The organism is Streptomyces sp. NPDC004031 (assembly GCF_053604375.1).
On the sequence record NZ_JBSGHL010000076.1, the window covers coordinates 19,106 to 36,942 of the forward strand.

20 protein-coding genes and 1 pseudogene are annotated in these 17,837 nt (G+C 71.8%); 12 read left to right on the forward strand and 9 right to left on the reverse strand.

Annotated features, from left to right (window positions below):
* Window positions 1-141 precede the first annotated feature (141 nt).
* The 4 genes and pseudogenes from ACWERV_RS32945 to ACWERV_RS32960 all read right to left on the reverse strand — a co-directional run bounded on the left by ACWERV_RS32945 (window position 142) and on the right by ACWERV_RS32960 (window position 2,715).
* A complete protein-coding gene (locus ACWERV_RS32945) occupies window positions 142-480 on the reverse strand; it encodes a hypothetical protein (protein ID WP_452940176.1) in 339 nt (112 codons plus the stop codon).
* 146 nt (window positions 481-626) lie between these two features.
* Window positions 627-989, reverse strand: coding sequence for a hypothetical protein (locus ACWERV_RS32950; RefSeq protein ID WP_452940178.1), 363 nt, complete (start codon window positions 987-989; stop codon window positions 627-629).
* Window positions 990-1,399: 410 nt separating this feature from the next.
* Window positions 1,400-1,570, reverse strand: a pseudogene (locus ACWERV_RS32955) (UTRA domain-containing protein); the annotation flags it as partial.
* 5 nt (window positions 1,571-1,575) lie between these two features.
* Window positions 1,576-2,715, reverse strand: a complete 1,140-nt coding sequence (locus ACWERV_RS32960) for an NADAR family protein (protein WP_452940180.1) — start codon at window positions 2,713-2,715, stop codon at window positions 1,576-1,578.
* Between the two features lie 120 nt (window positions 2,716-2,835).
* Here ACWERV_RS32960 and ACWERV_RS32965 point away from each other — a divergent pair, with 120 nt between their 5' ends.
* Window positions 2,836-3,057: a hypothetical protein gene (locus ACWERV_RS32965; protein WP_452940182.1), complete on the forward strand. Its 222-nt coding sequence runs from the start codon at window positions 2,836-2,838 to the stop codon at window positions 3,055-3,057.
* A 164-nt stretch (window positions 3,058-3,221) separates the two neighbouring features.
* Here ACWERV_RS32965 and ACWERV_RS32970 read toward each other — a convergent pair whose 3' ends face one another.
* Both ACWERV_RS32970 and ACWERV_RS32975 read right to left on the reverse strand, forming a co-directional pair.
* On the reverse strand, window positions 3,222-3,656 hold the full coding sequence (locus tag ACWERV_RS32970; protein WP_452940183.1) for a VOC family protein: 435 nt from the start codon (window positions 3,654-3,656) through the stop codon (window positions 3,222-3,224).
* A 90-nt stretch (window positions 3,657-3,746) separates the two neighbouring features.
* Window positions 3,747-4,274, reverse strand: a complete 528-nt coding sequence (locus tag ACWERV_RS32975; RefSeq protein WP_398192161.1) for a hypothetical protein — start codon at window positions 4,272-4,274, stop codon at window positions 3,747-3,749.
* Window positions 4,275-4,484: 210 nt separating this feature from the next.
* Here ACWERV_RS32975 and ACWERV_RS32980 point away from each other — a divergent pair, with 210 nt between their 5' ends.
* Window positions 4,485-5,777 (forward strand): glycosyltransferase, encoded by a 1,293-nt coding sequence (locus tag ACWERV_RS32980; protein WP_452940184.1) that lies wholly within the window; start codon window positions 4,485-4,487, stop codon window positions 5,775-5,777.
* A 61-nt stretch (window positions 5,778-5,838) separates the two neighbouring features.
* Complete coding sequence (locus ACWERV_RS32985; protein ID WP_452940185.1) at window positions 5,839-6,279, forward strand: hypothetical protein; 441 nt, start codon at window positions 5,839-5,841, stop codon at window positions 6,277-6,279.
* A gap of 88 nt (window positions 6,280-6,367) precedes the next feature.
* On the opposite strand, the gene ACWERV_RS32990 is transcribed toward ACWERV_RS32985, so the two are convergent.
* Window positions 6,368-6,538 (reverse strand): hypothetical protein, encoded by a 171-nt coding sequence (locus ACWERV_RS32990; RefSeq protein ID WP_398192165.1) that lies wholly within the window; start codon window positions 6,536-6,538, stop codon window positions 6,368-6,370.
* A gap of 118 nt (window positions 6,539-6,656) precedes the next feature.
* A complete protein-coding gene (gene phoU, locus ACWERV_RS32995; RefSeq protein WP_452940187.1) occupies window positions 6,657-7,337 on the reverse strand; it encodes a phosphate signaling complex protein PhoU in 681 nt (226 codons plus the stop codon).
* Between the two features lie 241 nt (window positions 7,338-7,578).
* Between phoU and ACWERV_RS33000 the strand changes: the two genes are divergently transcribed.
* Window positions 7,579-8,862 (forward strand): sensor histidine kinase, encoded by a 1,284-nt coding sequence (locus ACWERV_RS33000; protein ID WP_452940188.1) that lies wholly within the window; start codon window positions 7,579-7,581, stop codon window positions 8,860-8,862.
* Entirely contained in the window at window positions 8,859-9,539 is a 681-nt protein-coding gene (locus ACWERV_RS33005) for a response regulator transcription factor (protein ID WP_031525271.1), read from the forward strand. Before ACWERV_RS33000 ends, ACWERV_RS33005 begins: the two co-directional genes overlap by 4 nt.
* Before the next feature lie 78 nt (window positions 9,540-9,617).
* On the opposite strand, the gene ACWERV_RS33010 is transcribed toward ACWERV_RS33005, so the two are convergent.
* A complete protein-coding gene (locus tag ACWERV_RS33010; RefSeq protein ID WP_452940190.1) occupies window positions 9,618-10,244 on the reverse strand; it encodes a DUF461 domain-containing protein in 627 nt (208 codons plus the stop codon).
* Window positions 10,245-10,871: 627 nt separating this feature from the next.
* On the opposite strand from ACWERV_RS33010, the gene ACWERV_RS33015 reads away from it, so the two are divergent.
* The 7 genes from ACWERV_RS33015 to ACWERV_RS33045 form a co-directional block, all read left to right on the forward strand.
* Entirely contained in the window at window positions 10,872-11,354 is a 483-nt protein-coding gene (locus tag ACWERV_RS33015) for a CarD family transcriptional regulator (RefSeq protein WP_031525269.1), read from the forward strand.
* Window positions 11,355-11,691: 337 nt separating this feature from the next.
* On the forward strand, window positions 11,692-12,420 hold the full coding sequence (ispD, locus tag ACWERV_RS33020; protein WP_452940203.1) for a 2-C-methyl-D-erythritol 4-phosphate cytidylyltransferase: 729 nt from the start codon (window positions 11,692-11,694) through the stop codon (window positions 12,418-12,420).
* Window positions 12,410-12,928: a 2-C-methyl-D-erythritol 2,4-cyclodiphosphate synthase gene (ispF, locus tag ACWERV_RS33025; RefSeq protein WP_452940192.1), complete on the forward strand. Its 519-nt coding sequence runs from the start codon at window positions 12,410-12,412 to the stop codon at window positions 12,926-12,928. The genes ispD and ispF overlap by 11 nt, the downstream gene beginning before the upstream one ends.
* Before the next feature lie 162 nt (window positions 12,929-13,090).
* On the forward strand, window positions 13,091-13,480 hold the full coding sequence (locus ACWERV_RS33030) for a PPOX class F420-dependent oxidoreductase (RefSeq protein ID WP_398192176.1): 390 nt from the start codon (window positions 13,091-13,093) through the stop codon (window positions 13,478-13,480).
* Between the two features lie 52 nt (window positions 13,481-13,532).
* Window positions 13,533-14,924, forward strand: coding sequence for a cysteine--tRNA ligase (cysS, locus tag ACWERV_RS33035; RefSeq protein ID WP_398192178.1), 1,392 nt, complete (start codon window positions 13,533-13,535; stop codon window positions 14,922-14,924).
* 105 nt (window positions 14,925-15,029) lie between these two features.
* On the forward strand, window positions 15,030-15,986 hold the full coding sequence (gene rlmB / locus ACWERV_RS33040) for a 23S rRNA (guanosine(2251)-2'-O)-methyltransferase RlmB (RefSeq protein ID WP_452940194.1): 957 nt from the start codon (window positions 15,030-15,032) through the stop codon (window positions 15,984-15,986).
* 112 nt (window positions 15,987-16,098) lie between these two features.
* On the forward strand, window positions 16,099-17,837 hold a 1,739-nt coding region (locus ACWERV_RS33045), incomplete at its 3' end, for a DoxX family protein (RefSeq protein WP_452940196.1).

Consider the following 17,837-nt stretch of genomic DNA (forward strand, 5'->3'; position numbering starts at 1 on the left):
GTGCGACGGGGCACACGCGCCCGATCGGTCGACACACCCGCCATCGTGGCTGGCTGTCGTCGGCTGAGGCTCAGACCCCAAGACCGGGCTTTTGCCCTCAGTACTCCGGAGCGAGAGACAGGAATGTCTACCGGTTCTGTGCTACAGCCGACTGCGCATGATCTGGAAGCCGGACATCTCGTCCCATGGAACCGTCGGCCACAGATTGATGATCGTGTCCCAGATGCGGTTGACGAGTGCCCAGTCAGGTGAGTTCCCGCTAAGCGTGACTGTCGCGAGGAGATCGCTTCCCCAGGTACCAGCCTCGTTGTCCGGATCAGCGGCGATCACTGATTCTGCGAGCCACTCCACGCCCACGTGTACATCAAGGGTCAGCCAGTCGGCGACAGGCCGCTCAGCGTCGCCTTCCGTTGCGAGACGGTAAGCCGCAACTTCATCTACGAATGGACCGAGCCACTCACCCAGTACAGGGCCACCCATGGACAGGAGTTGATCGAGCAGTCGACTGAGCGCCTCCTACCACGTGTCCTCGCCGGCGCGGCCGAAGAAAGAGAGCTGGTACGCCACGCCCCTCCTGTCACCAGATCAGCGGCCGACCAGGTATCGACACTCGCAGGAACCTATGGTCACTCTTGGTGGAACTGAGCGAAAACTCTCTGCTGTTCCTTTCGCCAGTCCCAGCCGACAGGCCGAGAGAAGGGACGTTCTCGGGCGAGGCTGGAGAACTGGCCGGATGGCTCGTGGCTGGCCTTGTTCACCACGATTGCCGAAAGCATCGGGGCGCGGCCGTCCGCGTTGTCGTGCAGGCATACGCCCTTGAGGAGATAGGTCATGACCCCGCGGTGAGGCGGGATGGAGTCGAAGCCCTGCTCGGCCAGTCCGGCGCTCAGCTCTCCGTACGTGATGTTGCGTCCCTGTCGGGCTCGCTCTCGCAGGATTCCCACGGCTGCTTCGACCGCTGCCTGGAATTCCGGATCTTTGATCCTCACTGCCCCTCCCACGCCGCATGGACGATGCTCACCCCCGCGCATCGTATCTACCGCACAACAAACCGGCGTTGCCCCGAGCGGTACAGCGTGAGATACGACAGCCGTCCCGACGTCAACCGCATAGTACGACTGTTAGTCCTCCGCTGGGACAAAGGAGCGCGCGGTTGGCACTGGCAGGCCGGGGGTTCGGCGAGCGCCAGTGTCGGGCCGTCTCTGGGCCGTGCGAGGGTGCTCACGGGTACCCGACCACGACCGATGACGACGGCTGAGGAGGACTCGACAGGCGCTCTGACTTGAGAAGACCCAGGTGGCCGCCTAGCCCCGTGAGAACCAGGGCAAGAAGTAGCCCTTCCCCGCTTTTTGCCGTGCCCCCTCCCTGCGCAGGGAGGGGGCACGCGGTGCTGTGCGGGTCAGGCGGCGGGCAGCCGGTACGCGAGGACGTACGAGTCGGCGGCCATGACCGTGTCGCAGACCTCGACGGCGCGCCCCTCGGTGTCGTACGCGGTGCGGACGAGGTGGATGACGGGCACGCCGGTGGCGAGCTGGAGGAGCTTGACCTCGGTGGGTGAGGGCATGCGGCGCGCGGCTACCTGCTCCCGTGGGCAAGCCGATCTGCCAGGATTTCAGCGCGGGTGAGTTCGAGCAGGCGGCCCACCCAGTTACGGCCCTCCTGCGGGCCGTGGTCGGTCCAGTGCGGGGACTCCGAGATTCCGGTGTAGCTGATTCTGGCGTCGCCCGTCGACAGCAGCACCTGGGCGAGTTCCGGGTTCTGGGTGAACTTCGCGCGCAGCAGCGCGGCCATGACAGCGGTGCGGACGGCGCGCCACTCGGGCCGCAGCGGGACGCGGCCGCCGATCCCGTGGGCCTCGCGAACCGTGGCTGCCTCTCGGATGCGATCGTGGTCGGAGCGGCCGGCCGCCGCCAAGGCCCAGTAGCCGTGCAGCACTGTCCGATACTGCTGGCCCTGGTGCGAGAACGGCGCCGGGAACTCGTTACGCAGGACGGACACGTCGAGTCGCTCGGGCGGCTCGCTCGGTGGGTTGACCCGTTCATGCAACGTGATCGCGGGTATCCCCGTCCCCTGCTGATCATCGGCATGCAGCATTCCGCGCAGCTCACGGCCTCGTTCCACGCCCCGGTCGCCGTCCCGGAAGTAGTCCAGCACCTCGCGGTGCATCTCCGCCGTAGCAATCGGGCCGTCGCCACCGACGGGTGCGCCAAGATCGGTGATCAGCTTCCGCAAAGGGATGTCTTGCAGATCCATGTCGCCCAGCACATAGACCCGCCGATGCGCCGGAATGGCCAGATAGGCCGCCCGGACGTCCTGGCGATTCTCCTCGCCGGGCGCGTCCAGATAGCGCCTGATCGCTTCCCAGCACCGGTCGGAACTGGTCGGCCGCCCGCTCAACGACTCGATCTCGTCCCGCACCTCACCCACGAAGCCCTCGTCCGTCAGCGGTTCCGGATAACGGGCGGACCACCGGGGCCCCTCCCGCACGCGCGTCGGGGCCGGACGTTCAGGGTCTCCGAGAGCGATCGATCCCGACGTCAGACGCTCCCGGAGCCCCTGCAGATCCATCTCACCCGCGCAGCGGATCGCACCGTCTGCGTAGACGATGAGATCAGCCGGGTGGTAACCCGCATAGGACTTGGTCCACACGTGGCACCACGCCCCGTCGATCCGTTCCCCGTCCACCAAGCGATACGTCGGTCTCGTCCATGCCATGCCCGCAGCGTAGGGCTCTGGTCCGCGCGGGGGTGTTCGCGGGTGTCCCGACGGCGACCGATGATGACGGCGGGGAAAATCGACGGCCGCCTTCTGCACGATGTCACTAGAGTCGCCGGGGTGACCCACAACGGTGCCGACCCGGCGGCGCTCACGCCCGGGATGGCTGCCCGGATCCGCGCGTGGCGGTGCGGCGAGGACTACTCCTGGCGCGCGGTGGCCCAGGCCGCGTCCGAGCGGTGGGGGTTCGAGGGGGGCGGCAACCAGCTCTTGGGGCGGGACCTCTGCGTGGCCGCGGCGAAGCTGCTGGGGGAGGATCCCGACCGGGAGCCCTGGAACTGACCCGCGCTGGTGGAGTTCGCACTCCCACGGCTCGTTGACCGGCTCCCCCGCTCGTCCACTTCGAGGACGTTGGCGAAGATGGCGAAGCAGATCTCCGCCTGGGACGGCGAGTCACGGAGTTCTTCCCACCGCCGACAGGGGCACGCGCACCGCTTTTCGGCGGCTCAGCCGAGCTGTTCTGCCAGGGCGACGATGATGCCGGACGGGCCGCGGAGGTTGCAGAGGCGGTAGGCGGTCTCGTACTGGGCGATCTCGCCGAGGAGTTCGGCGCCGTGGGGGCGGAGGCGGGCGAGGGTGGTGTCGAGGTCGTCGACGGCGAACATGACGCGGTGGAGGCCCAGGGTGTGCGGGGCGGGCGGGGCCGCGGGGATCGGCTCGGGGGAGTGGAAGGCGGTGAGTTCGAGCTTTCCGTGGCCGTCGGGGGTGCGCATCATCGCGATCGTGGTGCGGACGCCGTCGAGGCCGAGCATCTGGTCGGGGCAGGGGCCGGAGAGGTCGGCCTCGCCCTCCAGTTCCATGCCGAGGGCGGTGAAGAAGGCGACGGCGGCCGCCAGGTCGTCGACGACGATGCCTACGTTGTCCATGCGCTGAATCGTCACGGGGATGCTCCTTCGGTGTCGCGCGGTCCGTTCCGGCTACTCGTACCCCGGGGACGGAGCCGGTGCCGCGTTCTCGACACGGACGGGCGGTCAGGCGGCAGGCGGGTCCTCGCTGCGGAGCCGGAAGGCGGAGGTCACGCCGAGGTCGTGGCGGGCGGCGAGGTAGAAGGTGTCGCGCCGGTCCTGGAGGGCGGTGAAGGCGCGGGTCCAGTCGGCGGGGGTGTCGTCCGGCGCGGGGGTGCGGACGAAGCGTTCGAGGGTCCAGGCGTCGCGCTGGAGGGCGCGGGCGGCGGTGATCGCGTCGGCGTCGCCCATGAGGAGGACGGCTTCGAAGGCGTGGCCGCGGTCCTGTTCGGCCTCCGCGAGCAGGGCGAGGCCGGTGTCCAGGTCGAGGGGCTGGGGGAGGGCGGACAGGCCGCGGGTGGCGGCCAGGCGGCCCGCGATCGAGGTGAATCTCTTGATCGCGTTGGCGAAGCCGAGGTACGCCTCCAGGCGGCGTTCGTCCCAGCGGGTTTCGAGCTGCCGCCGCCAGCGGGCGCCCTCCATGCGGGTCGCGCCGACGTAGGACGCCACCGCGCCCGCGAGCACTCCGAGCAGCGTGAAGAGCTGACCCGACACGTTCCCCCCTCCCCTGGTGGTGCCGCTCAGTATGCCCAGGGCGGGGTGCGGCCGTACGGGGGACGGGGGGCGTGTCGGGCGGGGGCGGCGGGGAGGCGGGTGCGCACGATGGGAGGAACCGGCTCGTCACGCGGGAGAGATCGCGGGAGAGATCATGGCCTGTCGCAGGATCGGGCGCCGCGGCGCGCGGCACGTCCCGGGCGGCGGCCGGTGAGCCGCCGGGGCCGGGGCCGGAGCGGGCCGAGCCCCCGGGTCTCCGTCTTCACGGCCAGCCACCAGCCGCGCTACCTCGACGACTGCCTCGCCTCGCTGCGGCGGCAGACGTTCACCGACTGGGAGTGGGTGGTGCTGCTCAACCAGGGTGCGCGGTGGCGGCCGGAGCAGCCGGACGAGCGGGTACGGGTCGAGGTCGCGGACGACGTCAAGGGGGTGGGCGCGGCCAAGCGGCGGGCGTGCGCGGCGACGCGCGGGGAGTTCCTGGTCGAGCTGGACCATGACGACGTGCTCGCGTCCGACTGCCTCGCGCGCATCGTCGAGGCCTTCGACGCCGACCCGGACGCCGTCCTCGTCTACAGCGACTGCGCCCAGATCCAGGCGGACGGCAGCGCCGACACCTCCCGCTTCGACATCGCCCACGGCTGGGAGTACGAGGACGCGGAGGTGGACGGCCGCGCCGTGCTGAGCCTGCGCTCGCTCGCGCCCGTACCGCACAACGTCTCGTACATCTGGTACGCGCCCAACCACGTACGGGCCTTCCGCTTCAACGCGTACGACAAGGTCGGCGGGTACGACGCGGAGCGGGACGTCCTCGACGACCAGGACCTGATGTGCCGGCTCTACCAGGCCGGGCCCTTTCACCACATCCCGCGCTGCCTCTACCTCCAGCGCGTGCACCCGGACAACACCCAGAGCGACCCGGAGACGAACGCCCGCATCCAGCGCGAGACGGTCACCCTCTACGACCGCCACATCGAGGGCAACGCGCTGGCCTGGGCCGAGCGCGAAGGACTGCTCGCGCTCGACCTCGGGGCCGCGCACGGCAAGCCCGCCGGATACCGCGGGGTCGACCGGCTGCCGGGGGAGGGCGTGGACATCACGGGTACGCTGCCCGGTCCGCTCGACCTGGCGGACGGCTCGGTGGGGGTGATCCGTGCGGTGGACTTCCTGCCGCACGTGCCCGACAAGACCGGGCTGATCAACGAGATCCACCGGCTCCTCGCGCCGGGCGGCATGCTGCTGTCCCGCACCCCGAGCACGGACGGCCGCGGCGCCTTCCAGGACCCGACGCACACGGCCTTCTACAACGAGAACTCCTTCTGGTACTACACGGACGACGCCTTCCGCCGCTACGTCCCGGGGCTCACCGCCCGCTTCCAGACGTCGCGCCTGGTGACGTACCACCCGACGCCCTGGCACGAGGCGCACCGCATCCCGTACGTGGCTGCGAACCTCGTCGCGGTGAAGGACGGCGCCCCGCGCTTCGGCGGCCTGCTCCGGGTCTGACGCCCCCCGGAGGTGGCAGACTCGGCCGCGCCGGACACGCGCAGACCACCCCGGGGGGGACATGGCCGACTTCCGGGTGCGCAAGCGCCGCACGCTCGCCGTCGTCGCCGCGCTCACCGCGGCGCTCGGCATCTACGGGCTGTACTACGTCTCGCCGTACGGCGCGCACGACCGTACGGCGGCCGGTTACGAGGACCGGATACGCGCGCAGGTGCGGGCGCTCGGGGACGTGGCGGTCACCTCCGGGCGGCACGAGGTGGGCGGCAACCGGTGGGGGAACGGCGGCGAGTGCGGCTACGTCGTGACGCTGGAGGTCAGCACCGCGCTCCCGGCGGACGCGGTCGAGGACGGGCTGAGGGCGCGGCTGGGCGCGCAGGGTCTGGAACCCGTCGAGGAGACGGTCACCCCGGTCAGCGGCGCCGGCGACGGGAAGCGGCACCGGCTGCGGATCGTGGTCGGCATCCTCGGCGAGGGCGGCAGCCTCGACCTGCGCTGCGGCTGAGCCCAGGACTCGCGCACGCACCGCGCCCCCGCGGCCGGGTCGGCGGCGGGGGCGGCGATACGTCAGGCGGTACGTCGAAAGCGGCGGCTCAGCCGTTGCAGCCGCTGCACTGGCACGGGCCACCGGACTGGCAGCCGCAGCCGCAGCCCGAGCCGCAGCCGCATGCGGCGACCAGCGGGAGCGGGATTCGCAGCGGGGCCGCGGCGGTGTCGGGGGCCGACTGGTCGCGTACGGGGGTGGGCGTGGGGGTCTCCGGCATCAGTGCACCCTCCTCGGGCTTGGCCTGCACACCAGTGAAACGGCGCCGCCCCGGGTTCATCAAGGGCGCACTAGTGCACCCCGCTCCCGTGCGCGCGCCCCGCACGCCCCCACCCGCGCTACGCCGGCTCGACGTCCGTCGGCAGCGGGGACATCGCGTCCACGTGCTCGCCCGTCACCAGGTAGACGACGCGCTTGGCGACCGACACCGCGTGGTCGGCGAAGCGCTCGTAGTAGCGGCCGACGAGGGTGACGTCCACGGCCGTCTCGATGCCGTGCTTCCAGCGGTCGTCCAGCAGGTGCTGGAAGAGGGTGCGGTGCAGCTCGTCCATGCGGTCGTCGTCGGCCTCCAGCTGGAGCGCGTCGTCGACGTCCTTGGTGATGATGACCTCGGCGGCCTTGGCCATCAGGCGCTGCGCGAGCTGGCCCATCTCCAGGATGGTGCTGTGCAGGTCGCGCGGCACCGCGGAGGCGGGGAAGCGCAGCCGGGCGAGCTTGGCGACGTGCCGGGCCAGGTCGCCGGAGCGCTCCAGGTCGGCGCTCATCCGCAGGCTGGTGACGACGATCCGCAGGTCGGTCGCGACCGGCTGCTGGCGGGCGAGCAGGTTGATCGCCCGGGTCTCCAGCTCGCGCTGGAGGTCGTCGACCTTCTCGTCGGCACCGATGACGCTTTCGGCGACGTTGAGGTCGGCGTCGAGCAGCGCGGTGGTGGCCCGGCCTATCGCCGAGCCGACGAGCCGGGCCATCTCGACGAGGCCGTCGCCGATGGAGTCGAGTTCCTCGTGGTATGCGTCCCGCATCGCGTTCCTTCCAAGAGCTTCTTCATGGGCTTCCGTGAGCTGGTGAGCGGTCTGTACACACAGTGCACGGGCCGGCACAAGAGGGCTTCTCCTCCACGCTCCACGCTCGTGGGCCACGGAATACCGGCCGCGCACCCGGAGTGAATCACCTCCTACGTGAAGGTGAACTCTTGGCAACGTGCGACCGAGAGGTATCTCTCAGGGTTGTGGAGCGCTTGCGCGTGCCACCTAACCTGGAGCCATGGACGTGAACGCGGCAGTCGCCGCAGCCAGCGCGATAGCCGGTCTGGCGACCGGTGTCATCGCCGTGCTCGCGTTCCGCTGGAGCGAGCGGGAACAGGCCCGCCCGACCCGTACCGCACTGCACACGGAAGCGGTGCTTCCGCCCGGCGTGGACACCGTGCTGTCCGTGCTGCGGTCCTCGGCGGTCGTCCTGGACGAGGGCGACACCGTGGTCAAGGCCAGCTCGGCGGCATATGCCCTCGGACTGGTGCGCGGCGGCAGGCTCGCCGTCGACCAGATGCTGCAGATGGCCCGCGAGACGCGGCGGGACGGCGAGATACGCCAGGTGGAACTCGACCTTCCGCGCCGCGGCGCCGGGCGCGGCGAAGGCCTCGCGGTGTCCGCCCGGGTGGCACCGCTGGGCTCGCGCCTGGTGCTGCTGCTCGTGGAGGACCTCACCGAGGCCCGGCGGATCGAAGCGGTCCGGCGGGATTTCGTCGCCAACGTCAGCCATGAGCTGAAGACCCCGGTCGGGGCGCTCTCGCTGCTGTCGGAGGCCGTCATGGACGCCTCCGACGACCCCGAGGCGGTGCTCCGCTTCGCCGGCCGCATGCAGATCGAGGCGACCCGGCTGACCAGCCTGGTGCAGGAGATCATCGACCTGTCCCGGGTCCAGGACGACGACCTGCTGGACGACGCGGAGCCGGTCGCGGTCGACGACCTGGTCGCCGAGGCCATGGACCGCTGCCGTCACCAGGCCAACACCAAGCAGATCACCATGGCCACCGGGACCACCCCCGACCTGTTCATATGGGGCAACCGGGGCCAGCTCGCGGCGGCGCTCGGCAACCTCGTCGAGAACGCCGTCAACTACAGTCCGGCCCGTACCCGGGTCGGCATCGCCGGACGCCGTATCCCCGCCGGGGGAGGGGATCTCATCGAGATCTCCGTCACCGACCAGGGCATCGGCATCTCCGAGAAGGACCGCGAAAGGGTCTTCGAGCGCTTCTACCGGGTCGATCCGGCGCGCTCGCGGGCCACCGGCGGGACCGGGCTCGGCCTTTCCATCGTCAAGCACGTCGCCGCCACCCACGGCGGCGAGGTCACCGTGTGGAGCGTCGAAGGACAGGGCTCCACCTTCACACTGCGGCTTCCCGAGGCCGGGATCGCCCGCGACCGCGCGCTCCCGCCCGGCACCGATCCCGATGCCGAGGCGGACGCGGAGCCGGCCGACGAGCCGTCGGACGAACAGCTCTTCCAGACCCTCCCCGAACACATCCCCGCTCCGGAGGTCCTTCCGTGACCCGCGTACTCGTCGTCGAGGACGAAGAGTCCTTCAGCGACGCGCTGTCGTACATGCTCCGCAAGGAGGGTTTCGAGGTCGCCATATCCGCGACCGGGCCCGACGCGCTGGACGAGTTCGAACGCAACGGCGCCGACCTGGTCCTGCTCGACCTGATGCTGCCGGGGCTGCCCGGCACCGAGGTGTGCCGCCAGCTGCGGCTCAAGTCCAATGTCCCGGTGATCATGGTGACCGCCAAGGACAGCGAGATCGACAAGGTCGTCGGGCTGGAGATCGGCGCCGACGACTACGTGACCAAGCCCTTCTCCTCGCGGGAGCTGGTCGCCCGCATCCGCGCGGTGCTGCGCCGCCGCGGCGAGCCCGAGGAGATCTCCCCGGCCGCGCTGGAGGCGGGGCCGGTGCGCATGGACGTCGACCGGCACGTCGTGACGGTCGGCGGCGGCAAGGTGGACCTGCCGCTCAAGGAGTTCGACCTGCTGGAGATGCTGCTGCGCAACGCGGGCCGGGTGCTCACCCGTATGCAGCTCATCGACCGGGTGTGGGGCGCGGACTACGTCGGCGACACCAAGACCCTCGACGTTCACGTCAAGCGGCTGCGCGCCAAGATCGAGCCGGACCCGGGTGCCCCGCGCTACCTGGTGACGGTCCGTGGCCTCGGCTACAAGTTCGAGCCGTAGGCCGCGCGGGATTCCGCGTACGGGTAAGGGGCCCGCGCCCATGGTGCGAGCCCCTTACCCGTCACATCGGGCGCGGTGTCAGGAGGTGGCGGTCGCCGTGTCCGACGGGCTCGCGGTGTCCGTCGGGGTGGCGGTGTCGCCCGACGTCTGCGGGGTCTGCGTCGAGGTGGCGGTGTCGGTCGGCGTCGGGGCCTCGGTGGTCGGCAGCGAACCCGGGCCGTACGGCGCGAAGTAGCTCGCGGCCGGCATGACCTGGATCTTCAGCGGGACGGCGCCGGCGCCGCTGAAGGTGAACACCGCGTTCTGGAAGCCGCCGTTCTGGAGCTGCTCCTGACCGCCGTTGATGACCCCGCTGGGGTTGCCCTTGCCGCCGAGCAGCACGGTGCTGTGCGCGGGGACGGTGATGCTGCCGGAGCCGTCCGCGCCGGACAGCTGGGCCGACGGGCCGCTCACGATGTCCACGCTCTTCAGCGTCTGGTCGCTGTCGCCGTTGTTGAACAGCCGGGCGGTGACCGAGGCGGGGCCGCTCGGGTCGGTCAGGACGAAGGCGTTCTGCACCTGGATGTCGCCCTTGGTCGCGGCCGGGTTGTCCGGCTTGACCTTGAGCGTCTCGGCCTCGTTCCCCGCGGCGCAGGCGGCGAGCGAGACGGCTGAGAGGGCGACGACGGCGGCGGCGAGGGCGCCGCGTCGGAAGCTGCGGACCACGGCGGCGGCATCTCCTTGGACGAGGACTGACGGCCTGGCCGGCTGTGGCGGGCAGCCGGTTCGGCAGGATCGGACGATCTTCCAGCGGCCTAAGATTACCGAGCCCCGGTATCGGCCGCGCACCGGGTGTCCCCTCGGTGACAGTCCCTCACCCGAGCGGTCGTGTCCGCGGGTCGGAGGATGGCCGGATCCCGACGTCATCGGGCCGTCATCCGGTACACGCGCGCAACGCGCCCGCAATGTATTCCGGCATTACCACGGTGTGATTACCGGCGGGTCGCCGTGACACGGCGGGACGGGGGGATTTCCGTGATCGCCGCACAATTGGATCTTCAGCCGCGTCTTCGGTGCCGTGAACCCGAACGGAGTAGCGAAGATCCACTCGCCGGGGAGCGACAAATCCGGACGTATCGCCCGGCGTTCGACGGCGCCCACGGCCCCGGCGGCGGTGATTCCGGCTCCCCGCATACCCGCTCCGACCTGCGAATACCGGCTGTCCATGGCACCCTCCAGCACGTTCCGGGGGCGCTTGTCAAGCCCCGAGATATGCCCTGACCTGCGAAAACGCCATTCAGATGAGGGCGTTCCCGTGTTACCCTGGATAGCCACGGAAGGGGTACCTGTCACATGACGTTCAAGGTTGGCGACACCGTGGTCTATCCCCATCACGGGGCCGCGCTGATCGAGGCTATCGAAATTCGCCAGATCAAAGGCGTGGACAAGACCTACTTGGTGCTCAAGGTCGCCCAGGGCGACTTGACGGTGCGCGTACCCGCGGACAATGCGGAGTTCGTCGGCGTGCGCGACGTTGTCGGTCAGGACGGGCTGGATCGGGTCTTCGAGGTGCTGCGCGCGCCGTACACCGAGGAGCCCACCAACTGGTCCCGTCGATACAAGGCAAATCTGGAGAAGCTCGCCTCCGGCGACGTCATCAAGGTCGCGGAAGTCGTCCGTGACCTGTGGCGGCGCGAGCGCGAGCGCGGCCTGTCGGCCGGCGAGAAGCGCATGCTCGCCAAGGCGCGGCAGATCCTGGTCAGCGAGCTCGCTCTGGCCGAGAACACCAACGAGGACAAGGCCGAGGCCCTGCTCGACGAAGTCCTCGCGTCGTAAGACCGTCCCTTTCCGGACGTTCTCGTGTCACGTCCACTCCAGCGCCCACCCACGCTGCCGTGACGTACTGACTTACGCAGACGCACCCCGGGCACCCTCCGGGGACACTGCCGCGGCACCCGGCCCAGCACCACGGCCGGGTGCTGCGGCATGCGCGGCCCGGCGCACGCGGCGGCTGAGCGGGTGAGCACAGCTGCCGCAGCGCGTACGCCGAACCAGGCGTCTGCGGACCCGCAGAGCGCTACGGTCTTCCCCAGGACTTCACGGAAGGGGTCCTGGTGGGGAGACCGCGCCCTGCAACCACCCGGGACATCGCCCCGGGCGCACCCCCCAAGCGATACCCAACTCATACAAGGACACAAACCTGCGTACCGCAGCCGTCATTCCCGCCGCCGGACGTGGCGTCCGGCTGGGCCCCGGGGCGCCGAAGGCGCTGCGCACCCTCGGCGGGGTTCCCATCCTGGTCCACGCGGTGCGCGCGATGGCGCGCGCCCGCGCCGTCTCCGTGATCGTCGTGGTCGCGCCGCCCGACGGCGCCGCCGAGGTCCGGGCGCTGCTCGACGCGAACGGGCTGCCGGAGTCCACCGACATACGGGTCGTGCCCGGCGGCGCCGAACGGCAGGACTCCGTCCGCCTCGGCCTGGCCGCGCTGCCCGACGACGTCGACGTGGTGCTCGTGCACGACGCCGCCCGCCCGCTGGTGCCCGTCGAGACGGTCGAGGCCGTCGTCGACGCGGTACGCGGCGGGGCCCCCGCCGTGGTGCCCGGACTGCCGCTCGCCGACACCGTCAAGAGCGTCGACCCGGACACCGGCGCCGTCACCGGCACACCCGCCCGCGCGCTGCTGCGGGCCGTCCAGACCCCGCAGGGCTTCGACCGGGTGGTGCTGGCCAAGGCGCACTCCTCGGTCTCCGGCCCCGTCACGGACGACGCCGGCATGGTCGAACAGCTCGGCATCCCCGTCCTCGTCGTGCCCGGACACGAGGAGGCCTTCAAGGTCACCCGGCCGCTGGACCTCGTCCTGGCCGAGGCCGTACTCGCCCGCAGGAGGGCCAATGGCCACTGAGCCCCGCGCCGGGGAGGCGCCTTCCGCGCCGCTGCCCCGGGTCGGTGTCGGAACGGACGTGCACGCCTTCGCGGCGGGCCGCGAGCTGTGGTGCGCGGGCCTGCACTGGGAGGGCGCCTCGCACGGGCTCGCCGGGCACTCCGACGGGGACGTGGCCGCGCACGCCGCGTGCGACGCGCTCTTCTCCGCCGCCGGGCTCGGCGACCTCGGGGCGCACTTCGGCACGGACCGGCCCGAGTGGGCCGGGGCGTCCGGGGTCACGCTGCTCGCGGAGGCCGCGCGGATCGTCCGGGAGGCCGGATTCACGATCGGCAACGTCGCGATCCAGGTCATCGGGGTCCGCCCGAAGATCGGGACGCGGCGCGCCGAGGCGGAGGCGGCTCTCGCCGCCGCGGTGGGGGCTCCGGTGTCCGTGTCCGGCACCACCACGGACGGGCTCGGCCTCACCGGCCGCGGCGAGGGGCTCGCCGCCCTGGCCACGGCGATGGTCCTGCCGCCGGCGTCCTGAGGCTTCGCGCTACCGCGCGGGGCGCGCCTGAGAAACGGCTGCCCCGCGCGGCAAGGGCGTCCTCCACGCCGGTGGATGCCGCACCGGTGGATGAATCGGCGTCCCCGTGGCGTTGACGGACCGAAGCCCAGCCCGCGCAGAAAAGAAAGAAGGCAGCCAGCCATGGCCCAGCTCTCGGACACCGCTCGTGCGCTCTTCGACGCGAAGACCTACGCCACCGTCGCCACCGTCGAGCCCGACGGCACCCCGCAGCTGTCGGTGATCTGGGTGGCGCGGGACGGGGACGACGTCCTGTTCTCCACCACGCGCGACCGGCGCAAGGCGCGCAACCTTGAGCGGAACCCGCGGGTCACCGTGCTGGCGACGCCGGAGGGCAACCCGTTCGCGTACGTCGAGATCCGCGGGACCGCGACCGTCACGGAGGACACCGACCGGAGTTTCGTCGACTCCGTCAGCCGCAAGTACACCGGTGCCGACTACAGCAACGACGGCCCCGACGCCGTGCGGGTGATCGTGCGGATCAGCCCGGAGCGGGTCGTCGAGCGCTTGTGACGTCTTTCGCCCGGCGGTCCGCGTAGGCCGCCGGGCCCACTACCCTTGAGGCGTGACTATTCGCCTGTACGACACAAACGCGCGCCAGGTACGTGACTTCGTCCCGCTCACGCCGGGCTGTGTGTCTCTCTACCTGTGTGGCGCCACTGTGCAGGCGGCGCCGCACATCGGCCACGTCAGGTCGGGGCTGAACTTCGACATCCTGCAGCGGTGGTTCCGCTACCGCGGCTACGACGTGACCTTCGTCCGGAACGTCACCGACATCGACGACAAGATCATCCGCAAGTCCGCCGAGCAGGGGCGGCCCTGGTGGGCCATCGGGTACGAGAACGAGCGCGCCTTCACCAACGGCTACGACGCGCTGGGCTGCATGCCGCCCACGTACGAGCCGCGGGCGACCGGGCACGTCCCCGAGATGATCGAGATGATGCGCGGCCTCATCGAGGACGGCCACGCCTACGTCGCCGACGGCAACGTGTACTTCGACGTGCGCTCCTTCCCCGGTTACCTGGAGCTGTCCAACCAGGAGCTGGACAACCTGCGGCAGCCGGGGAGCGAGGGCGAGACCGGCAAGCGCGACCACCGGGACTTCGCGATGTGGAAGGCGGCCAAGCCCGGCGAGCCGTCCTGGGAGACCCCGTGGGGCCGTGGGCGCCCCGGCTGGCACCTGGAGTGCTCGGCCATGGCGCACAAGTACCTCGGCGAGGTCTTCGACATCCACGGCGGCGGTATCGACCTGATCTTCCCGCACCACGAGAACGAGATCGCCCAGGCCAAGGCGTACGGCGACCAGTTCGCGCGCTACTGGGTGCACAACGCGTGGGTCACCATGAGCGGCGAGAAGATGAGCAAGTCGCTCGGCAATTCCGTGCTGGTCTCCGAGATGGTGCAGCGCTGGCGGCCGATCGTGCTGCGCTACTACCTGGGCACCCCGCACTACCGGTCGATGATCGAGTACAGCGAGGAGGCCCTGCGCGAGGCCGAGGCCGCGTTCGCGCGGATCGAGGGCTTCGTGCAGCGGGTGGTGGAGAAGGCCGGGCCGGTCGAGCCGGCCGCCGAGGTGCCGCCGGCCTTCGCCGAGGCGATGGACGACGACCTCGGGGTGCCGCAGGCGCTCGCGGTCGTGCACACCACCGTCCGGCAGGGCAACAGCGCGCTGACCGCCGACGACAAGGAGACGGCGGTCGCGCGCCTGGCCGAGGTCCGTGCGATGCTCGGAGTGCTGGGCCTGGATCCGCTGGACCCGCACTGGACGGGCGCCGACCGCGGGGAGGACCTGCACGGCGTCGTCGACTCGCTGGTCCGGCTGGTGCTGGAGCAGCGGCAGCAGGCGCGGTCCCGCAAGGACTACGCGACGGCCGACGCGATCCGTGACCAGCTGGTGCAGTCCGGTCTGGAGATCGAGGACACCCCGACCGGCTCGCGCTGGACGCTGCGCGGCTGACCGGACGAGACGAGGGGGGTGCGGGCGCCCGGCCCCCGCACCCCTCGCGGCTTTCCGGGCCCGCGCCCCACAGACGTGACGTAGACAGAAGAAGTGAGAGTCCCCATGGCCGGCAACAGCCAGCGCAGGAACCGCCGTACGAGCAGCAAGAAGGGCGCGACGGTCGGCAGCGGCGGGCAGCGCCGCAAGGGCCTGGAGGGCAAGGGCCCGACCCCGCCCGCCGAGATGCGTCCGGGCCACAAGAAGAGCCGGATCGCGGCCGCCCAGGCCCGTAAGACCAGCGGCCGGCAGCAGCGTCCGGGCGGGCGCGGCGGCAGGTCGGCGTCCGAGCTGGTGGTGGGCCGCAACCCGGTCGTGGAGGCGCTGCGCGCGGACATCCCGGCGTCGGCCGTCTACGTCCAGCAGTTCATCGACAACGACGACCGGGTGCGCGAGGCGCTGCGGCTGGCCACCGACCGCGGGGTGCCGCTCATGGAGGCGCCCCGGGCCGAGCTGGACCGGATGACGTCCGGGCTGAACCACCAGGGCGTCGCTCTGCAGATCCCGCCGTACGAGTACGCGCACCCCGAGGACCTGCTCGGCGAGGCCGCCGACCGCGGGGAGGACGCGCTGATCGTGGCCCTCGACGGGGTGACCGACCCGCGCAACCTCGGCGCGGTCGTCCGCTCGGTCGCCGCCTTCGGCGGGCACGGTGTCGTGGTGCCCGAGCGGCGGGCCGCCGGGATGACCGCGGGCGCGTGGAAGACCTCGGCCGGTACCGCCGCCCGGGTCCCCGTCGCCCGCGCGACGAACCTGACCCGCGCCCTGGAGGCGTACCAGAAGGCGGGCCTGACCGTCGTCGGCCTCGCGGCGGACGGCGATGTCGAGCTGTACGACCTGGAGGCGCTGGACGGGCCGGTCGTGATCGTCGCGGGCAGCGAGGGCAAGGGCCTGTCGCGGCTGGTCGGCGAGACGTGCGACCTGCTGGTGCGCATCCCGATGCCGGGTGGCGCGGCCGAGTCGCTGAACGCCGGTGTGGCCGCGGGCGTGGTGCTCTACGAGGCGGCCCGCCGCCGCTCGTGAGACCCCGCCGGGGCAGGCGCGGGAGGGCATCATAGGGGTTCGGCGCGATTGACGCGTCTCGGACATCGAGGGCGGTGTCCGGCAGTGTCCTAAAGGACCGTCACTCGGTTAGATGAGTGTGGACACCAGAACACCCCGCCCCTCCCCGGGGGGAGGGACGCCCGGATTCGACGAGCCCGCCCTGACCATGGCCCGCGTGCCGAGCGACCCCGCCCAGGTCATCGTCACGCACGCGAGTTTCCGGGTGCAGCTGGGAAGGAGTTCCGCGCGCTCGCTGACGCGCAGCCCGCGCGGCCTGGCCGCGCAGCGGGGCGCGCAGCCGCACGGCGCCCCGGCCGCGGGCCGCCGCCGGCTGGCCCCGGTGGTGTGGTCCGGCCGCACCGAGCCCGGCGATGCGCTGGCCGGTGAGCTGTTCCAGGCGGTGCGCGGCGGGTCCGCGGACGGCGGCGCGGACGGCTCCGCGGGCGCGACCACGCAGACGCTGCCGCGGATCGGCGAGACGACGGTGCTGCCGCCCGCCACACCCACCGTCGTCGGCCCGCGCAGCGGCGGCGCCCCCGTCACGGGCCTGCTCGGCGGTGTGCGCCCGGCCCGCGGCGCCTTCGACGAGGAGCCGCCGCTCGCCGCCTTCGACGCCGACGCGGACTACGGCGAGGACGACGACGAGCTGTACGAGACCGCTCCCCGGCGCGAGCGGCCCCTGCCCAAGGGCGGCGACTTCGTCAAGCACGCCTGGTACCCCGGCCGCCGGATGAACCTCGGCATCGTGCTGCTGCCGCTGCGTATCTTCCTCGGCTTCGTGTCGATCTACGCGGGCATGGGCAAGCTGTGCGACCGCGTCTACTTCGACGGCGGCAAGCGCGGCTCCATGGTCACCTGGCTGACCTCGCTGCATCCGTGGGGCGCCGCCGAGCCGCTGCGCGACGCGGCCCTCAACCACCCGGTGGGCGCGGGCCTGTCCATCGCCTTCCTCCAGGTCGTGGTGGGCGTGCTGACCGTCTTCGGGCTGTGGCAGCGGGTCGCCGCCGTCTTCGGCGCGGCCCTGTCCGTCGCGCTGCTGGTCACCGTGAGCTGGCGCACCGTCCCCGTCTACGACGCCCCCGACTTCATCTACCTGGCCGCGTGGAGCCCGCTGGTGATCGCCGGCGCCCCCGTCTACTCCGTGGACGGCAAGCTCGCCTCCGACGCCTGGCGCCGGCTGGGCCCGCGCGTCGGGCTGTGGGGGCTGCGCCGCTACGTGCTGCGCCGCGGTGTGGTGCTGGGCACGCTCATCGTCGGCTGCTCGCTGCTCGTCGGCTCCGTGCTGGGCGCGGCGGTCAGGGCCAGCACCGGGCCGGGCACGCACCAGTACGGGCCCGCGCGGCCGCCGGTCAACGAACTGCCGGGGGAGCCGCTGCCCGAGGTCTCGGGGGGCGACGACGGGTCCGCGCCGGGCAGCGCGGAGCCCAGCCGGACGGCGAAGGCGCGGAAGAAGCCGCAGCCGACGGCCTCGGCGCAGCCGCCGGCCGACGGGTCGCAGGACGGTACCGCGACGCACACGCCGGGGAGCGGCACGCACACCCCGGGCGGCACGCGGACGTCGGGCGGTGCCTCCGGCGGGTCGAGCGGCGGTTCGTCCGGCGGCTCGGGCGGGACGTCGCAGCCCCCCGCCGCCCCGCCGACCCACGCGGACCCGCCTCCGGCGCCGCCCGCCCCGAAGCCGACGCAGGGCGGTGCGATCGGCGGCCTGCTGGGCGCGGGCCTGCTGGGCGCCCCGGAGGAGCAGCAGTCCCCGACCCCGGCGGTCTGCCGGACAGGACGAGCAGCCGCCGCACGACGAGGACGCCGGGCAGCGGCCGCCAGTGCACGAGG

Coding starts and splice junctions, on each gene's coding strand:
- ACWERV_RS32945 (WP_452940176.1), bottom strand. CDS start 480: ATGGGTGGCCCTGTACTGGGTGAGTGGCTCGGTCCATTCGTAGATGAA.
- ACWERV_RS32960 (WP_452940180.1), bottom strand. CDS start 2,715: ATGGCATGGACGAGACCGACGTATCGCTTGGTGGACGGGGAACGGATC.
- ACWERV_RS32985 (WP_452940185.1), top strand. CDS start 5,839: ATGGCCGACTTCCGGGTGCGCAAGCGCCGCACGCTCGCCGTCGTCGCC.
- ACWERV_RS32990 (WP_398192165.1), bottom strand. CDS start 6,538: ATGCCGGAGACCCCCACGCCCACCCCCGTACGCGACCAGTCGGCCCCC.
- phoU (WP_452940187.1), bottom strand. CDS start 7,337: ATGCGGGACGCATACCACGAGGAACTCGACTCCATCGGCGACGGCCTC.
- ACWERV_RS33000 (WP_452940188.1), top strand. CDS start 7,579: ATGGACGTGAACGCGGCAGTCGCCGCAGCCAGCGCGATAGCCGGTCTG.
- ACWERV_RS33015 (WP_031525269.1), top strand. CDS start 10,872: ATGACGTTCAAGGTTGGCGACACCGTGGTCTATCCCCATCACGGGGCC.
- ispF (WP_452940192.1), top strand. CDS start 12,410: ATGGCCACTGAGCCCCGCGCCGGGGAGGCGCCTTCCGCGCCGCTGCCC.
- ACWERV_RS33030 (WP_398192176.1), top strand. CDS start 13,091: ATGGCCCAGCTCTCGGACACCGCTCGTGCGCTCTTCGACGCGAAGACC.
- rlmB (WP_452940194.1), top strand. CDS start 15,030: ATGGCCGGCAACAGCCAGCGCAGGAACCGCCGTACGAGCAGCAAGAAG.